The following is a 16041-nucleotide window of genomic DNA, read 5'->3' as shown; positions in this document are numbered from 1 at the left end:
GGGAGGCAGGAAATGGAGATTTTAGTTCAGCAATTGTTTAATGGTTTAACGATCGGAAGCGTATATAGCCTAGTTGCCCTTGGGTTGACATTAGTTTATGGGATTCTTCATATCCCTAACTTTGCCCATGGTGCTCTCTATATGATAGGAGGGTATGTCACGTTGTCGATGATGACGTTATCTGGGCTGAATTACTGGATTGCTATGTTCGTGTCCGTCATTGTCGTGGGCCTTCTTGGGGTTTTATTGGAACGATTCGTATTCCGTTTGTTAAGGGATGCTCCACCGTTGCATGATAAAATTGCAGCCATTGGAATATTACTTTTTCTTGAAGCCTTTGCACAATTTGTCTGGGGAGCTGATTTTCAAACCATGCAATCTCCTTATGGACAAGTAGTCAATATCATGGGCTTGACGTTCACGATGCAACGTTTGTTGATTATTGTGGCGGCAATCGTGGTCATGTCGGTTCTCTATCTGTTCTTAAAGAAGACGTATACAGGTTCCACGATCATCGCGATGTCCCAAAGTCGTGAAGGGGCTTCGCTAGTCGGGATTAACATCAATAAAGTTGCCATGCTGACCTTCATGATTTCTGGGGGGCTAGCCGCCATTGCTTCTTCCCTTGCATCTCCCATCAATCTAGTTTTTCCAGGCATGGGTCATTTAGTGATATTAAAGGCTTTCGTGATTATCATCCTAGGAGGGATGGGAAGCGTTCCAGGTGCAATCGTTGGTGGATATATTCTTGGATTCAGTGAAAGCCTTGGCGCAACCTATATATCCAATGATTATAAGGATATCATAGCCTTCTTCCTTCTAGTAGTCATCTTAACGGTCAAACCGACGGGTCTTTTCGCAAAGGGGGAGAGGTAGTTTGAATATCTTATCAAAACGAAATGTCATCTTAATTTTGATCATCCTGGCCTTTTTATTTCCCATCATCGCGCAGAATGACTATTACGTTCATATGTTAACGGTGTCTTTCATCTGGGCAATCGCGGTATATGGAATTAATCTGTTAGCGGGCTATACGGGCTATCTTTCGCTTGCCCATGCTGGATACTTCGCCATTGGGGCGTACTCATTGGGGTTATTGACGGTAAAAGTGGGAATGAACTTTTGGTTGGCACTGGTCTTGTCTTGCCTAATTTCAGGGGCGCTTGGCTTTTTGGTCGGCTTAATAGCATTGAGAACAAAAGAACACTTTTTCGCAATTTATACTTTATGCGTCGGATATATCATCTACCTGGTCATCGATAAATGGGAAGGTCTTACAGAAGGAGTTAGAGGCTTGATTGGGATTCCGGCCCCTGGAAATATCGGACCCATCACTTTCGAGACGGCCGCTTCACAATATTATTTGGTGCTCATTTTCCTACTGGGCGTCATTTTGGTCATGTATCGTATTGTTCATTCGTTGACAGGGAGAACCTATATGGCCATCAGGAATAGTGAGGAACTTGCCCAAACGATAGGCATATCCACGATGAAGAATAAGTTGACCGCATTTGTTCTTTCTACATTTTTTGCAGGCTTGGCAGGTGCCTTATATGCTTCATTCGTGCGGTTTATCGGACCGGATATCGGGTCTACGGCCATAATGTTCGACTTGTTAATGTATCTACTGGTCGGCGGAATAGGAACTCTATCGGGACCTTTGGTTGGAACTTTGCTTCTCGTCATACTATCCCAGAATCTACAATTTCTCCAAGAGTATCGAATGTTGATCTTTGGACCTTTACTTACGTTGATCATAATTTTCTATCCACGCGGTATTTCGGGTGCATTCTTTGATTGGAAAATTAAACGAAGAGATAAGAAACAACTGATTATGAGAAAGGACGTTCCGGTTAATGCGGAGGAGGGATGAAGATGTTTATCGAAACGAAGAATTTAACAAAGAGTTTCGGGGGATTGGCAGCTGTAAAAAATGTGGATTTCACCATTGAAAAAGGAAAGATCAATGCGATTATCGGGCCTAATGGAGCCGGGAAGTCTACGTTTTTCAACTTGATCAGTGGCTTCCATCGTCCAAGTTCTGGAGCAGTCCTCTTCAAAGGGAAAGACATCACGAAGCTTCCTGCCAATGAAATAGCGGGACTTGGCATAGCAAGAACATTCCAAACGACTAGTCTTTTTGAACAATCCACCATCTTGGATAACGTGATTGTCGGACATAGGCTTCGCACTAAATCAAATTTGGTAGATGCTATCCTAAGGACGAAGAGGTTAAAACGGGAGGAAAAGACCTGTCGTGATAAAGCGATGGAAGTTTTGAGAATTGTCGGCTTAATGGATGCGGCAAATAAGATGGTCTCGAGTATTTCTCAAGAGGAAAAGAAGAGGACGGCGATTGCCCTTGCCCTTGCGACGGATCCGGAAATCATCTTTCTTGATGAACCGGCTGCCGGCATAAACCCTGATGAAACAGAAGGGCTTACAGAACTGATCAAGGAGTTAAATCAGTCAGGCTTCACGATTTGCTTGATCGAGCACAAGATGCATATGATCATGAACTTAGCTGACCATATCATGGTCCTGAATTACGGGGAAAAAATTGCTGAGGGCACTCCAAAAGAAATCAGGGGGAATGAGGCGGTTATTAAAGCCTATTTAGGAGGTAGTGCTAGTGCTTAAGTTAACTGATGTTACTGTATGTTATGGGAGCTTCACTGCGATTAAGCAAGTGAATATTGAAGTGGAAAAGGGAGAAATTGTCGTTCTATTGGGGGCGAACGGGGCAGGCAAAAGCACGACATTCCGTTCTATCAGCGGAATAAGCAAGCTGGCTCAGGGTGAAATTCATTTTGAGGAACTGGCTATCGGAGGTAGGGCTCCGGATAAGAATGTCCAAGCTGGAATCGTGCAATGTGCAGAAGGGCGGAAACTGTTTCCTCAGATGACTGTCCAGGAAAACTTGAAGATGGGAGCTTACGTACATCGAAAAAAAAAGATGGAAATCAAGTCCTCGTTGGAAAATGTCTATCATTTATTTCCTATTTTAAAAGAAAAACTCCATGATGAGGCCGGCAGCTTGAGTGGTGGACAACAACAGATGCTGGCCATTGGCAGGGCTTTGATGTCTAAACCGAAGCTTTTGATGCTAGATGAACCTTCTGTGGGCCTCGCTCCTTTGATTGTTGAACAGATGTTCCAAGTCATCGAAGAAATAAACCGGGAAGGAATAACCGTTCTACTAGCCGAACAGAATGCGAATGTGGCTCTTAGCATTGCAGATAAAGGATATGTTTTTGAAAATGGGGAAATTGTCGTTGAAGGGACCGCAAAAGAATTATTGTCTAACGATGAAGTACGGAAAGCCTATATCGGAGCATAAGAGTTTAAAAATGAATGGGGGATTTTTATGAAAAAGTTGAGTGTATTCTTTGTAATGATATTACTCGTCCTAACGGCACTAGTGGGGTGTAACAAGGGAGACAGCCCTGCATCAAGTGGGGGAGGAAAGGCCAGTAAAGGGAAGAATGTTATCAATATCGGTTTTAGCGGCCCTTTGAGTGGAGCAGCAGCCTTATATGGAAAACGAACGTTAAATGGTATGGAGATGGCTGTAAATGAAATCAACGATGCCGGTGGGTTCGAAGTGGAAGGGGAAAAATATACGCTCAATCTGGTTTCGTTGGATGATAAGTACTTACCGAATGAAACGGGTTCAAATGCTAAACGTTTAATCCAGGAATACAAAACTCCGATTATTTTCACTCCTCATAGCGGGGGGATACAGGCCCTACAGGTTTTTAACGAAAAAGAGAAATTCATCATCGGTGCCTATTCGAGTGAACCAGCTATCACGGAAAGCGGAAATTCATTAACAGTAAGGATCCCGCCAAATTATGAAGGGTATATTGAACCGTTTTCTACGTATGCAATGGAAAACTTCGGCAAAAAAATCGCGGCATTGCCACCATCTTCCCAGTACGGGAAAGACTGGGCGGAAAACCTACTACCACATTGGGAAAAGCAGGGTGGTAAAGTCGTGTATAATGCCTCAATTGATTTTTCTAAAGAAACGGATTTCTTCACGACTGTTACAAATGCTTTAAAAGAAAAGCCTGATGTCCTTTTCATCGGTGGGGCGTCGGAGCCTACGGCCAAGGTTGCAAAACAAGCAAGAGAACTAGGTTTTAAAGGCGGTTTCATTATCATGGACCAGGCGAAACTGGATCAAATGAAGCCAATTGCCGGTTCATACGAAACATTGGAAGGTTCGATTGGTGTGCTTCCGCTTATCGACTCCAATGAAGAAGCAGCACCGGCATTCATTGATAAATATAAAAAAATTTATAAGGAAGATGCCAGTTCTGAAGTGGGGTTGAATTACATTGCTATGTATGCCTTTGTGGAGGCAATGAAAGCGGCAGGAACAGTCGAGGATGTGAAAGCCATCCGTGAACATATGCAGGATGGGCTGACAAACACGGCACCTGAACAGAAAATTTACAATATACCTTCGATTGACGAAAATGGTGGATTCGCAGCAAAAGTCGTCGTCGGAGCGGTAGAAGATGGCAAAGTGGTACCCATCAGTGTAGAAGAGTAAAAGTGTCATGTGCTTTCACACTAGCTACCTTTAGGCCCCGAAAGCTAAAAAATAATGCATTCAACAAGTTTATAAAAATCTTTAATACTTTACCTTGCGAAAACTCTTAAAATGCTGTACTCTTATATTTGCTTTAAAAAAATGAATATTTCTTACTTCTTATCAAGAGAGACTGAGGGACTGGCCCGAAGATGTCTCGGCAGCAGACTTATTTAGAGTGCTGTGCCAAATCCAGCAGGCGATTGACCTGAAAGATAAGAGGAGTGTTTATAGATTAAAAGACCTCTTCTTGTAATAAAATGGAAGAGGTCTTTTTGTACTCATAGGATAGGAATCTGTTCTTGATGGTTTGTTACTATTTTATAATCATGCTTATATTAAAATGAAGGGATGCCGGAAAATTTAGAGAGTCCAAAAAGAGTATCCAATACCATGCAAAAATAATAAAGAGGTGTACATCATGAGTTTAGACAATAAAGGGAATCCATGGGCTTTAACGCCGTTTATCGTTTTTTTGATATTATTTATAGGTTCAGGTGTGATTACAAAAGATTTTTACACATTTCCAGTGATTGTTGCCATTGCCATTGCATCTGCTGTGGCACTGGCAATGAATCGAAAGGAATCATTCAATCACAAAGTAGAAATCTTTTGTAAAGGTGCCGGGGATTCAAATATTATGTTGATGGTTGTCATATTCCTATTGGCTGGGGCTTTTTCGGAAGTGGCAAATGGGATGGGAGCCGTAGCATCTACGGTGAATCTAGCACTTTCGATCGTTCCGCAAAATCTATTAATGGTGGGGTTATTTATTATCGCCTGCTTTATCTCATTATCTATGGGGACAAGTATGGGAACGATAGTGGCATTAGCACCAATTGGAGTAGGAATTAGTGAACAGACGGAGATTTCAGTTGCCCTTTCCATGGCTGCGGTCATTGGTGGCTCAATGTTCGGTGATAATCTTTCTTTCATTTCGGATACGACTATAGCAGCTGTACGTACACAGGGAACGAAAATGAAAGACAAATTCAAAGTGAACTTTTTTATTGTTTTACCTGCTGCGGTAATTACATGTGTTATCCTTGGTTTTCTGACGATGGGTGAACAAGCTACAATTTCTGGAGAAGCCTACAGTTGGGTCAAAATTCTACCTTACCTTTGTGTTCTAGTGGCAGCATTGGCGGGGATCAACGTATTCTTGGTTCTCTCTATCGGCATTGTCTTTGCTGGAATAATCGGTTTAGCGGATGGCAGTTATCATGCAATGGAGGTTATTCAAAAAGTAGGAGATGGAATGGCTGGGATGTATGAAATCTCCTTCTTAGCGATCTTGATTGCAGGCATGGTTTCGGTTATCAAACATAACGGCGGAATAGATTACCTACTGAACCTCGTGACGAAAAAAAGCAAATCAAAAAAAAGTGCTGAGTTCAGCATCGCGGGATTGGTTGCTTTAACGAATCTTTCAACGGCAAACAATACCATATCCATCATCATTGCTGGTCCACTTGCAAAAAATATTGCCGAAAAGTATGAAATTGATCCCAGGAAATCTGCCAGCTTACTAGATGTTTTCGCTTGTAGTATTCAAGGATTATTGCCATACGGGGCACAACTACTTTTAGCTGCCGGTGTTGCACACATCTCTCCTATCAGTATCCTACCCTATTCTTTCTATCCAGTCTTAATCGGGATTTCAGGAATCATAGCCATTTTAATAGGTTTTCCCGGGTTCTCGAAGAAGAAATAAAAATAGTATGGGTGGAAGAGTATCAATAAATCATGAATGTAAAATCATGAATGTTGGCCCTGGAGCATTGTCGCCAGGGCTTTTTTAGGGTAAGTGACTTCGAATGAAAAGTGTGGATGAAATCTTTAATTCTTTTATGTTCCAAAAAACTAATATCCTTCTTCAATAATATTAAAATAGTATAATTAAATACAATATACGGAGTCATCTTTATTCTTAAGTGTTTACTATTTTGCAAAAGCGGGAACTCTAAAGGTATTGTATTGAAATAATTAGAGGTGGGTTTGTTTAAAAATGGAGATAGTAGAAAAGTTTATTACTGAAACAAATGATTTATTATGGTCATCTATACTGATTATATTATTAATTGGAATGGGCATTTATTTTTCTTTTCGGACTAAATTCGTACAATTTAGAATGGTGAAAGAAATGATTAGGTTACTAGGGGAAGGTGCTACGGCAGATAAGAAAGGTGTATCATCGTTTCAGGCCTTTTGTATCAGCACGGCTTCCCGGGTAGGAACGGGGAATCTGGCAGGTGTGGCTATAGCCATCACAACGGGTGGTCCGGGAGCAGTTTTCTGGATGTGGTTAATCGCATTGATTGGATCTGCTTCTGCTTTCATTGAAAGCACACTTGCTCAAATTTACAAGGTCAAAGACGGAGAAGCATTCCGTGGTGGTCCAGCTTATTATATGGAAAAAGCATTAAATGCACGCTGGATGGGTATCACGTTTGCAGTTTTGATTTCATTGACGTTTGGACTTGCTTTCAATTCAGTTCAGGCCAATACGATTACAAGTGCGTTCCAAGCATCTTTTGGAGTTGAGAAATGGGTCACTGCACTTATTTTAGCAATCATTACGGCTGTAATCATTTTTGGTGGGATTAAGGTAGTAGCTAAAGTGTCCGAAGTCATTGTGCCTTTCATGGCAGGTGCTTATGTAATAATAGCATTAGTTGTCATCATTATGAATATAACCGAGTTACCTAGTGTTCTGGCTTTAATCTTTGATAGTGCATTTGATGGATTGAGGGAAATTGCTAGTGGTGCACTGGGTGCAGCCATGATGAACGGAATCAAGCGGGGATTGTTCTCTAATGAAGCTGGAATGGGGAGTGCTCCAAATGCTGGCGCTACGGCAGATGTCACCCATCCGGTAAAACAAGGTCTTATCCAGTCACTTGGCGTTTTTGTAGATACGCTTATCATATGTAGTTCTACGGCCTTTATCATCTTGTTTTCCGGCCTGTATTCGTCGAAGGAAACAGATGGAATTGTTCTAACGCAAAATGCCCTTAGTGAGAATTTGGGGTCTTGGGCTGGTATATTTTTAGCTATTATTGTACTTTTATTTGCATTTAGTTCAATTGTTGGAAACTACTATTATGGAGAATCCAATATCAGTTTTATTAATGAAAAAAAAGTTTGGATAAATATTTATCGTGCAGCAGTCGTTGGAATGGTCATATTCGGATCGATGGCCTCGCTCGAGTTTGTATGGAATCTAGCAGATTTGCTAATGGGATCAATGGCCATCATAAACCTGATAGCCATAGCCTTGCTAGGAAAAATAGCTTTCGCTGCCCTTGCTGATTATCAAAAGCAAAAGAAAGATGGTAAGAATCCCGTTTTCCATGTAAGTAACATTAAGGGATTGAAGAATGTTGAATGCTGGGGTGAACCAACCGATCACGTGGAAGAATCCAGTAAAAAGGTATTGAAATAGAATCTAGATTGATGAATAAAAAGGCTTCGATATTTTTTCGAGGTCTTTTTTTATACCTTTTGATAGCCCAATATAACCCCAGATCTTAATCCGGGTTATGTTCTTTCTAAATATTCTATTATACTGTGAATAAATACCTTAATAAAATGAAACAATTCATAAATCAATATTCCTATTTAATAGTTGGTAATATATAATATTGTTGGAAAATGTCGGTATTTAAGGGTATCTTTAATGATGTAGCTGAGATACTATAATATTATAAGGCTCTACCAATATTTTGAAGCTAAAACGCAACCTTGTAGTTATTTGGTGCTCAACTAAGTGAGTGGAGGAATAAAAATGAGTATGATCCTCGATAAGGAAAAAGTAGAAAACCCTACACAAATGGAAGATGCAATATTGATAGGCAAATTTCAAGATGGTGACGATGAGGCACTGAATCAATTAATTACGAAGTATAAAGGTCTTGTCAAAACTAAAGCAATGAAGTATTTTCTAACGGGTGGAGATAAGGAAGATGTTTTTCAAGAAGGCATGATTGGACTGTATAAGGCTATCCGGGATTATCGAGATTGCAAAAATTCGGCTTCCTTTAAGTCATTTGCTGAACTTTGCATTACTAGACAAATTATCACTGCCGTCAAAGCGGCCACTAGACAAAAGCATTCCCCATTGAATACCTATGTTTCACTGTTTAGACCTATTTACCAAGGGGAATCGGAGCAAGCTCTTATTGATGTCGTTCCTGAGCAAAAGCAGATGGATCCGGTTGCCATTTTAATAGGATTAGAAGAATTCAGTGAAATTGAACTGAAATTAACGGAACTCCTTAGTGACCTGGAAAGTACAGTCGTGGACTTGTATATGGGCGGGCAGACCTACTTGGAAATTTCACTAGAATTGAATGTTCAAGTAAAGACAATAGATAATGCACTCCAACGTGTAAAAAAGAAGTTGGATAAGTATCTGGAATCACGGTTGATGGTTGAATAGTGAATACAGTGAGCATCACTTTAAATTATAGATTTTCTTTATCATCATGATTACCGTCATTTAATTCATGGAGAATAATACTTGAAAGTGGAGTGTGTATGCGCAAGGTTAAGTCAGTAAAAATAGATGGCGAAAGTGTTTTTATGTTTAATAGTGCTATATATATATTCGAGACAGATTCAAGGTATACATTGGAATTGGATATAATAGTGAGTGAAATAGTATTAAAAAAATTCGGCAATAATGAAAATTTAATTATTGAAATAGAATTGGAAGATGGTAAAGAAATCAGTGCGATTATGCATCTGCGCGGTTTAGTGGGGGAAGGATTGCCCCAGCTTAACCTATATTGTGAGATATATGATCTAGAAGGCTATGAAGATTTTCAGATAGTACATGAGAATGAAACATCCTTCCCGAATGTTGAAGAGGGCATTACTCTGAAAGAAATAAGAAAAGTGGAAATGCCAAATGAAAGAATAAACCTTAAACTACTATTACCGATAGATCAGACGGAATGGTTAGCGAAGCAAGGAAAAAATCTAAATGGGGTATTGAAAGAAGCTATATATGACTACTGGAATAAAGAAAAGAAACGATAAGAACGAAAACTGGTTAAATGACCATTGAGATAATTGAAAATTAGGATAATATAAAATCCTATCGTTAAATATTTTTTTGTTGTCTTTTTTTATGAGTGAAAATCAGGATCATAAAAAAACATTGAGGGAAATGCATGCGCTTTTAAAGTGAAAACTCACCTTGTTTGTATGGTATGACCTTGTAACGGCATATCATTTTAATTAACTACTTATCTACTTAAAATGATAAAATTCGACAAAGTAGGGTACATGAATGATCGATATCTTCCATACTTCCTTAATGATAGTGAGGAAAGAGGAAGCCTATTTTGTTCTATTTATACAATGAAATTTTCAATATTGTTCAAATGCTTACACCGTTCACTTTGAACGGTGTTTTTTTGTTTTTTTAATGGGGAACAGCGTCAGCCTATGGTATATCATCCAGCAACAAACCTGCTATTTTTCGAGGTCGTTCATCTATTTTATATCCTACAATTTACCTCGATAGAATAAATGATATTTAACTAAGGAAAAAACTGTTAGTAACAAAAGATAAAGAGGATTCATGGAACTTTTTTAAATATTTTCCTTTTGTATGGAGAAGCTAAAAAGAATAAATTAGGTTAGAAAGGAAATAAGTATGGATCACTTACAAATGGCAAGGGCGATGTTCGGGACTAATATGGGCGTACATATTATATTTGCCACTCTAGGTGTGGGATTACCTATGATGATGCTGGCAGCGGAATTGATGTATCAAAAGACGAAAGATCTACAATATGTGGTCATGGCTAAACGCTGGACCAAAACACTAGGGATTCTGTTGGGAGTGGGAATCCCGACAGGTACAATTGCCGGTGTGCAGCTTTCTCTTTTATGGCCTGGATTTATGGAGGTCATAGGTAGAGTTATGGCCCTTCCGTTCCAAATTGAGATTTATGCTTTTATGGTTGAGGCACTATTCATGTCCATCTATGTATATGCAGCTGAAAAAATCAGGCCATGGGCAAGAATCTTGAGTTTATCCTTTGTCGCATTTGGTGCTTTGGCTTCAGCTGTTCTTATTGCAAATGTCCATGCTTTCGAGGGGACACCTGCTGGTTTCCGGTTCGAAAATGGTGAAATCGTCGATGTGGATCCGTGGGCAGCTTTTTTCAATCCGAGTTTCTTCGTAACAGCAGGACATACGGCGCTCACTGCTTATATGACAGGAGCGTTTGCGATTGCTGCTGTTGCTGGTTATAAAATGCTTAAAAATAAGTATGGATCCACCGAGTATAACTTTCACCAAAAGGCATTAAGGTTAAGCATTGTATTGGGGTTGGTCTTTTCATTTTTGACCGCACTTAATGGTCACTCGACGACCCAGCATTTATATCGGGAACAACCAGAAAAATTAGCAGCTGCGGAGGGCCTGTTCGAAACGAAGGATCATGCAGGTCTCACATTATTCGGTTGGACAGACCGAGAAGCGCGGGAAGTGAAATATGGCATAGAATTTCCTTGGGTACTGAGTATTTTGTCAGGAAATAGTTTTGATACGGTAGTTACCGGTCTGAATGATTTCCCAGAGGAATATTGGCCTCCGCTATATGTTCACACATTATTCAATGCAATGGTGATCATTGGGGGGGGATTAATAGTACTGTCCTTGTTCGCATTAGTGTGGAATAAGGTCTTGAAGAAAGCGCGATATCCAAGGTGGCTTTTATGGTTGTTTGTGGCTTCGGGACCATTGGCCGTACTATCCATCGAATGTGGTTGGATATTCGCATGTACGGGAAGGCAACCATGGACAATTTATCGAATGCTTACCACGGCAGATTCGGTAACCACCTATGAAAATCTGGGGTACCTATTCACATTATTCATTATCGTTTACATCATATTATGTGTGTCTGTTGTATTTACACTTACCTATTATTTCAAGCGTCATTCCATAACGGATGATCTTTATAAAGCTGAACAGAAGGATGTCCAGTTATTCGATTCCAATTCGTGAAAAGGAGGAATAGTGAATGAATGAAGCACTTCTAGCGATAACGCTTGTGTGGGGCTTTATTTTCTTGTATGCCATCATGGCGTCCATGGACTTTGGTGCAGGATTCTGGGCAATGATCTATATCAAGAAAGAGCATACGAATGCCACAAAGATAGCAAATAGTTATTTATCTCCGACTTGGGAAGTGACGAATACATTTGTTGTAGGCCTTGTTATTGCCATTTATAGCCTATTTCCAGGTGCTGTATTTTCTATTGGAGTAGCATTAATTGTCCCCGCCAGTTTAATTTTACTTCTTCTTTGCATTAGAAGTGCTTTTCTCGTCTTCTCTCACAGCCTGGACAAGTATGCAAAGATGTTGACTTATATATCTGGAATAACGGGTCTCATTATACCTGGCCTATTAATCAGTGTTTTACCGATTACCCATCTTGGATTTCTCGAGAATGTAGGGGGGAACGAGGAATTAAATTTAGTTAAACTTTTCACTAGCGCAAATGAATATGCCTTTTTAGGCTTTGGTATTTTAAGTACATTGTTTCTCTCATCTTTGCTTCTGTCTGATTATTCGAAACAGGCTGATGAGCTAAAGTCGTATAAGATCTACCGCCGTGACGCAATGATTACAGGTCCATTGGTGTTAATCATGGCATTTCTCGTAATGTTCACACTGAAAAAAGAAGCATCGTGGATTTACGAAGGAATGATGGAGAACTCCACACTGCTATTGGTCTCCCTTATCTTTTTTATCATTAGCGGTGTAGCTCTTTACCTGCCCTATTTTTCCAAACAAGAGGTAAAGGGGATGCCAAGGCTCGCCGTAATAGCGATTATCATCCAATATATGATAGGAAGCTATGTCTATGGGGTCGCCCATTTACCATATATCATCTATCCGAATGTCAGGATAATGGAAGCATTTACAGACCCCACTTCATTCAGGGCCGTGTTCGCTACCTATATTGTGGGATTTGCAATATTAGTTCCTGGTTTTTATTACTTCTGGTCCATTTTCATGAAAGATCAACGAAGAAAGTTCAAAAAGCGGAATATTTCGAATTAGTCAATTTGATATAAGAAAGGGAATTGCCATGAAAAAGTTAAAATTACTAAAATATTCGGTTTTAGTACTTTCAATCTTTTTAAGCTATCAAGCGGTCGAAGCACATGATAAAAATTTCCCAGAGGATGGGACCTATATCTCTTCGAAAAGGGATGTTACGGGGGATAAAAAAATTGACATAATCCAGGTCCAAGGCACACCTTTCGACAAAGGTAGCAAGTTCCTTAAAGAAATCGAGTTGCGAGTAGAAAGTAATCGCAAATCAATCAGTGTACCACTCGAAGCCGGGTATAAGCCGGAACTTTCACTGGTCGATTTGAATAAAGATGGGACACAAGATGTGCTTGTTACTGTCTTGACGGAAGGGATAGAGCGTACACTAAAGTGTTATGCTTATACATTCAAAGATGGAAAGGCCAAGGATTTGGATGTTCCGCCCTCCGTTCCAATCACCGCCCAATTTCTCGATGGGTACAAAGCGGAATTCAAAATTGAAGGGAAAAAGCCTGTGATTGTAGATGTCAGTTCAAGGAAGAGAGAGTATGAAGAGTTGGGGATTTATCAGGATGGCATGTTAAATGAGTCGACGGAGTTATTGGTTCATTCATACACTTCTTTGAAACCAAAGACTATCTTTGGAAAAGGGAAGGGATTATCGGGTGTCCAATATATAATGGGAATGGATGGGAGAGATCCATTGTTAGAAATCAAATCGGTTTGGTCATATAATAATGGGTGGAAATTGATGAAAACAGTGGTGAAACCCGTCAAGAAAAAGTAGATATTCACCAGGGATGGGCGACTGTCATAGTATAAGGTAAACCTGTATTTTTCAAAAGGAGTATGAAGGGATGCCAGAATTTCATCCGGAAAAATTAACGGTTAAGTTTATGCCACCCACGACCCCATGTCTCCCTGTAGACGGAAGGAAATATACACTGACTCATTCTGATGAAACAGGTGATCTATACCTTACCATCGGTACGCAATATGAGTGTTCTGCCTTGGATGCAAAAAAAAGAGATGAAGTGTTGGCTAATTGGGACGCATCTCTTGGTCAATATCTCTTAACGGTCAATGTGTTTGTAGATGGTTTGGAAAATGAGTATGATCAGGCAAAAGCCCGATATACAATTTTTCAGCAAAACCTGGATTTAGCTATTACGGCGATAATTAATGGAGATAAAGAATTTTATTGCTTTTTCCCATGGTTGATTGATTGCCCGATTCATGTTCAATTTCAATCCGGTTTCCCCGAATTCAATCAGCGTATCTTTTACGACACACCTCGATGCTATTGGATCAATTGAATTGTTCCCCACTTATCACTTTTCATGAGTTAAGTGGGGGATTCAATGTATAGATTCGAATCATCCACGATTATATATTAAAAAATTGACAAACTGATAATATTTGGTAAAATCTAATTAAATCCACTTGGTGAACAAACAAGTTTTTGTTTAATGGATTACATGTAAGCGGATACATAAGGAGTGATGGCCTTACGGAGTTAAAAGATAAAATCATTGAAACATCACTGAACCTTTTTGAACAAAATGGATACCACGGAGTTTCTGTGAACGAAATCGTGAAAGAATGCGGAACGAGCAAGGGTGGGTTTTATCACCATTTTTCCTCTAAAGATGAGCTCTTATTTGTCATTCATGATTGCTTTATATCCTATGTTTTAACGAAAGCACAGGAAGCCACCTCAGATAACATACACCCTTCAGCAAAAATGCAAAAGATCATCCTATCGTTTGTTAAAGTGTTTGACCTCTATAAACCACATATTTCGGTTTTCTATCAAGAAAGCATATACCTTAAACCACCTTATGTAGAAGCAATCAAAAAAAAACGTCACCAGTATAAAGAAATTGTATTCTCCGTTATTCAAGAAGGAATTGAAAAGGGAGAATTCCGTAGCGAGTTACCGGTGGAAATTACCGGGATGTCCATCCTAGGCATGGTGAACTGGACCTACAAATGGTATAAACGGGACGGCGGAAAGACAATCGAAGAAATCGGACGAATCTATGTCGATTTAATTTTAAAGAGCCTATTAACGGAAGAATTCAAAAATGATGCAAGCATCCAACCTTATTTACTAAAGAATCAAATGGATATCGATTAAAGTTAAAGCGTTTACATTCGATACAGACCGACTAGTTGGTCTCACTATGAAAGGGGAATGAATAAATGGATTTCTCACTTACGAAAGAGCAGCAAATGATCAAGGAAATGGTAAGGGAATTCGCAGAAAAAGAGATTAAACCAATTGCTATAGAACTGGATGCGAAGTCCATGTTTGCAGAAGACGTTTTCAAAAAGATGGGGAAACTCGGGTTACTTGGTATTCCATTCCCGGAGGAATACGGGGGTTCAGGCGGTGACACGATTTCCTATGCGATTGCTGTTGAAGAAATTGGTAAAGCTTGTGGAGGGACAGGATTAAGCTATGCTGCGGCCGTTTCGCTAGGGGCGAGCCCAATTTATTACTTTGGTACCGAGGAGCAAAAGCAAAAATACCTAATCCCGATCACCACTGGTGAGACACTTGCGGCATTTGGTTTGACTGAACCGAATGCAGGTTCCGATGCGGGTGGTACGAGAACGACGGCTGTAGTGGAAGGTGATGAATATGTAATCAATGGTGAGAAGACCTGGATAACGAACGCAAGCTATTCAAGGACCATCACAGTTACAGCCGTTTCAGGGAAAGATAGCAGGGGGAAAAATATCATCTCGGCTTTCATCGTCCCAACAGATACACCGGGATTAACGATAAATAGTAATTACGAAAAAATGGGAGTGCGAGCTTCTAATACATGTGAAATCATTCTTGATAATGTACGGGTGCCAAAAAAGAATCTGTTGGGTGATCCGGAAAAGGGATTCAAACAATTCTTATTTACCTTGGATGGAGGAAGGATTTCCATCGCTGCATTAGCAGTCGGAATAGCACAGGCGGCGTTCGACAGGGCTTTGGCATTTTCAAAAGAACGTGTTCAGTTCGGTAAAACGATTTCCAACTTCCAAGCGATTCAGTTCAAACTGGCTGATATGGCAATGGAAATAGAATTGGCGAGAAATATGGTCTATAAAGCTGCGTGGCTAAAGGATAATAAAAAGCCATTTGCGAAAGAAGCGGCATTTGCCAAGCTTTTTGCTAGTGAAACCTCATTCCGTACGAGCAACCAAGCGATTCAAATCCACGGAGGATCAGGGTACATGCGTGAATATGAAGTGGAGCGTTACTTAAGAGATGCGAAGCTGCTAGAGATTGGGGAAGGTACTTCCGAGATTCAAAGAATGGTAATAGCTAGACAATTGGGTTGCTGATCTTTGGGA

Annotated in this window: 15 protein-coding genes and 1 riboswitch; all 15 genes read left to right on the top strand. The window is 40.0% G+C overall.

Annotated elements, in window-relative coordinates:
- Positions 1-12 precede the first annotated feature (12 nt).
- The 15 genes from ACQKL0_RS10200 (at position 13) to ACQKL0_RS10130 (ending at position 16032) form a co-directional block, all read left to right on the top strand.
- The gene (locus ACQKL0_RS10200; RefSeq protein ID WP_402959118.1) at positions 13-876 is read left to right on the top strand and encodes a branched-chain amino acid ABC transporter permease; all 864 of its coding nucleotides are present in this window, start codon (positions 13-15) and stop codon (positions 874-876) included.
- 1 nt (position 877) lies between these two features.
- Positions 878-1873, top strand: a complete 996-nt coding sequence (locus ACQKL0_RS10195; protein ID WP_427687348.1) for a branched-chain amino acid ABC transporter permease — start codon at positions 878-880, stop codon at positions 1871-1873.
- 2 nt (positions 1874-1875) lie between these two features.
- Positions 1876-2640 carry an ABC transporter ATP-binding protein gene (locus ACQKL0_RS10190; RefSeq protein ID WP_402989492.1) on the top strand — a complete coding sequence of 255 codons (765 nt, stop codon included), beginning with the start codon at positions 1876-1878 and terminating at the stop codon, positions 2638-2640.
- Complete coding sequence (locus ACQKL0_RS10185) at positions 2633-3340, top strand: ABC transporter ATP-binding protein (protein ID WP_427687346.1); 708 nt, start codon at positions 2633-2635, stop codon at positions 3338-3340. Before ACQKL0_RS10190 ends, ACQKL0_RS10185 begins: the two co-directional genes overlap by 8 nt.
- 27 nt (positions 3341-3367) lie before the next feature.
- Entirely contained in the window at positions 3368-4561 is a 1194-nt protein-coding gene (locus tag ACQKL0_RS10180; protein WP_427687344.1) for an ABC transporter substrate-binding protein, read from the top strand.
- Between the two features lie 156 nt (positions 4562-4717).
- Positions 4718-4822: riboswitch (SAM riboswitch) on the top strand.
- Positions 4823-5021: 199 nt separating this feature from the next.
- Positions 5022-6314, top strand: a complete 1293-nt coding sequence (locus ACQKL0_RS10175; protein ID WP_427687342.1) for a Na+/H+ antiporter NhaC family protein — start codon at positions 5022-5024, stop codon at positions 6312-6314.
- Between the two features lie 294 nt (positions 6315-6608).
- Complete coding sequence (locus ACQKL0_RS10170; protein WP_427687340.1) at positions 6609-8045, top strand: alanine/glycine:cation symporter family protein; 1437 nt, start codon at positions 6609-6611, stop codon at positions 8043-8045.
- Positions 8046-8387: 342 nt separating this feature from the next.
- Positions 8388-9041, top strand: a complete 654-nt coding sequence (gene sigH / locus ACQKL0_RS10165) for an RNA polymerase sporulation sigma factor SigH (RefSeq protein ID WP_402872719.1) — start codon at positions 8388-8390, stop codon at positions 9039-9041.
- A 98-nt stretch (positions 9042-9139) separates the two neighbouring features.
- Positions 9140-9643: a hypothetical protein gene (locus tag ACQKL0_RS10160; RefSeq protein WP_402872722.1), complete on the top strand. Its 504-nt coding sequence runs from the start codon at positions 9140-9142 to the stop codon at positions 9641-9643.
- A gap of 622 nt (positions 9644-10265) precedes the next feature.
- A complete protein-coding gene (locus ACQKL0_RS10155; protein ID WP_402959106.1) occupies positions 10266-11627 on the top strand; it encodes a cytochrome ubiquinol oxidase subunit I in 1362 nt (453 codons plus the stop codon).
- Positions 11628-11643: 16 nt separating this feature from the next.
- Positions 11644-12690, top strand: coding sequence for a cytochrome d ubiquinol oxidase subunit II (locus tag ACQKL0_RS10150; protein ID WP_427687338.1), 1047 nt, complete (start codon positions 11644-11646; stop codon positions 12688-12690).
- A 28-nt stretch (positions 12691-12718) separates the two neighbouring features.
- Positions 12719-13471 carry a hypothetical protein gene (locus ACQKL0_RS10145; RefSeq protein ID WP_427687337.1) on the top strand — a complete coding sequence of 251 codons (753 nt, stop codon included), beginning with the start codon at positions 12719-12721 and terminating at the stop codon, positions 13469-13471.
- 70 nt (positions 13472-13541) lie between these two features.
- Complete coding sequence (locus ACQKL0_RS10140) at positions 13542-14000, top strand: staygreen family protein (protein WP_402872733.1); 459 nt, start codon at positions 13542-13544, stop codon at positions 13998-14000.
- Positions 14001-14146: 146 nt separating this feature from the next.
- Positions 14147-14824: a TetR/AcrR family transcriptional regulator gene (locus ACQKL0_RS10135; RefSeq protein WP_427687335.1), complete on the top strand. Its 678-nt coding sequence runs from the start codon at positions 14147-14149 to the stop codon at positions 14822-14824.
- Between the two features lie 65 nt (positions 14825-14889).
- Positions 14890-16032, top strand: a complete 1143-nt coding sequence (locus ACQKL0_RS10130; protein WP_402872737.1) for an acyl-CoA dehydrogenase — start codon at positions 14890-14892, stop codon at positions 16030-16032.
- Positions 16033-16041 lie beyond the last annotated feature (9 nt).

The organism is Peribacillus sp. NPDC097264, assembly GCF_050277925.1.
Taxonomy (GTDB): Bacteria; Bacillota; Bacilli; order Bacillales; family DSM-1321; genus Peribacillus.
This window is presented reverse-complemented; position numbering and strand designations above follow the sequence as displayed.

Excerpts from the sequence above, each read along its gene's own strand:
- ACQKL0_RS10150 (WP_427687338.1), top strand. The coding sequence starts at position 11,644 with ATGAATGAAGCACTTCTAGCGATAACGCTTGTGTGGGGCTTTATTTTC.
- ACQKL0_RS10130 (WP_402872737.1), top strand. The coding sequence starts at position 14,890 with ATGGATTTCTCACTTACGAAAGAGCAGCAAATGATCAAGGAAATGGTA.
- ACQKL0_RS10200 (WP_402959118.1), top strand. The coding sequence starts at position 13 with ATGGAGATTTTAGTTCAGCAATTGTTTAATGGTTTAACGATCGGAAGC.
- ACQKL0_RS10155 (WP_402959106.1), top strand. The coding sequence starts at position 10,266 with ATGGATCACTTACAAATGGCAAGGGCGATGTTCGGGACTAATATGGGC.
- ACQKL0_RS10140 (WP_402872733.1), top strand. The coding sequence starts at position 13,542 with ATGCCAGAATTTCATCCGGAAAAATTAACGGTTAAGTTTATGCCACCC.
- ACQKL0_RS10190 (WP_402989492.1), top strand. The coding sequence starts at position 1,876 with ATGTTTATCGAAACGAAGAATTTAACAAAGAGTTTCGGGGGATTGGCA.
- ACQKL0_RS10160 (WP_402872722.1), top strand. The coding sequence starts at position 9,140 with ATGCGCAAGGTTAAGTCAGTAAAAATAGATGGCGAAAGTGTTTTTATG.
- sigH (WP_402872719.1), top strand. The coding sequence starts at position 8,388 with ATGAGTATGATCCTCGATAAGGAAAAAGTAGAAAACCCTACACAAATG.
- ACQKL0_RS10145 (WP_427687337.1), top strand. The coding sequence starts at position 12,719 with ATGAAAAAGTTAAAATTACTAAAATATTCGGTTTTAGTACTTTCAATC.
- ACQKL0_RS10170 (WP_427687340.1), top strand. The coding sequence starts at position 6,609 with ATGGAGATAGTAGAAAAGTTTATTACTGAAACAAATGATTTATTATGG.
- ACQKL0_RS10180 (WP_427687344.1), top strand. The coding sequence starts at position 3,368 with ATGAAAAAGTTGAGTGTATTCTTTGTAATGATATTACTCGTCCTAACG.
- ACQKL0_RS10175 (WP_427687342.1), top strand. The coding sequence starts at position 5,022 with ATGAGTTTAGACAATAAAGGGAATCCATGGGCTTTAACGCCGTTTATC.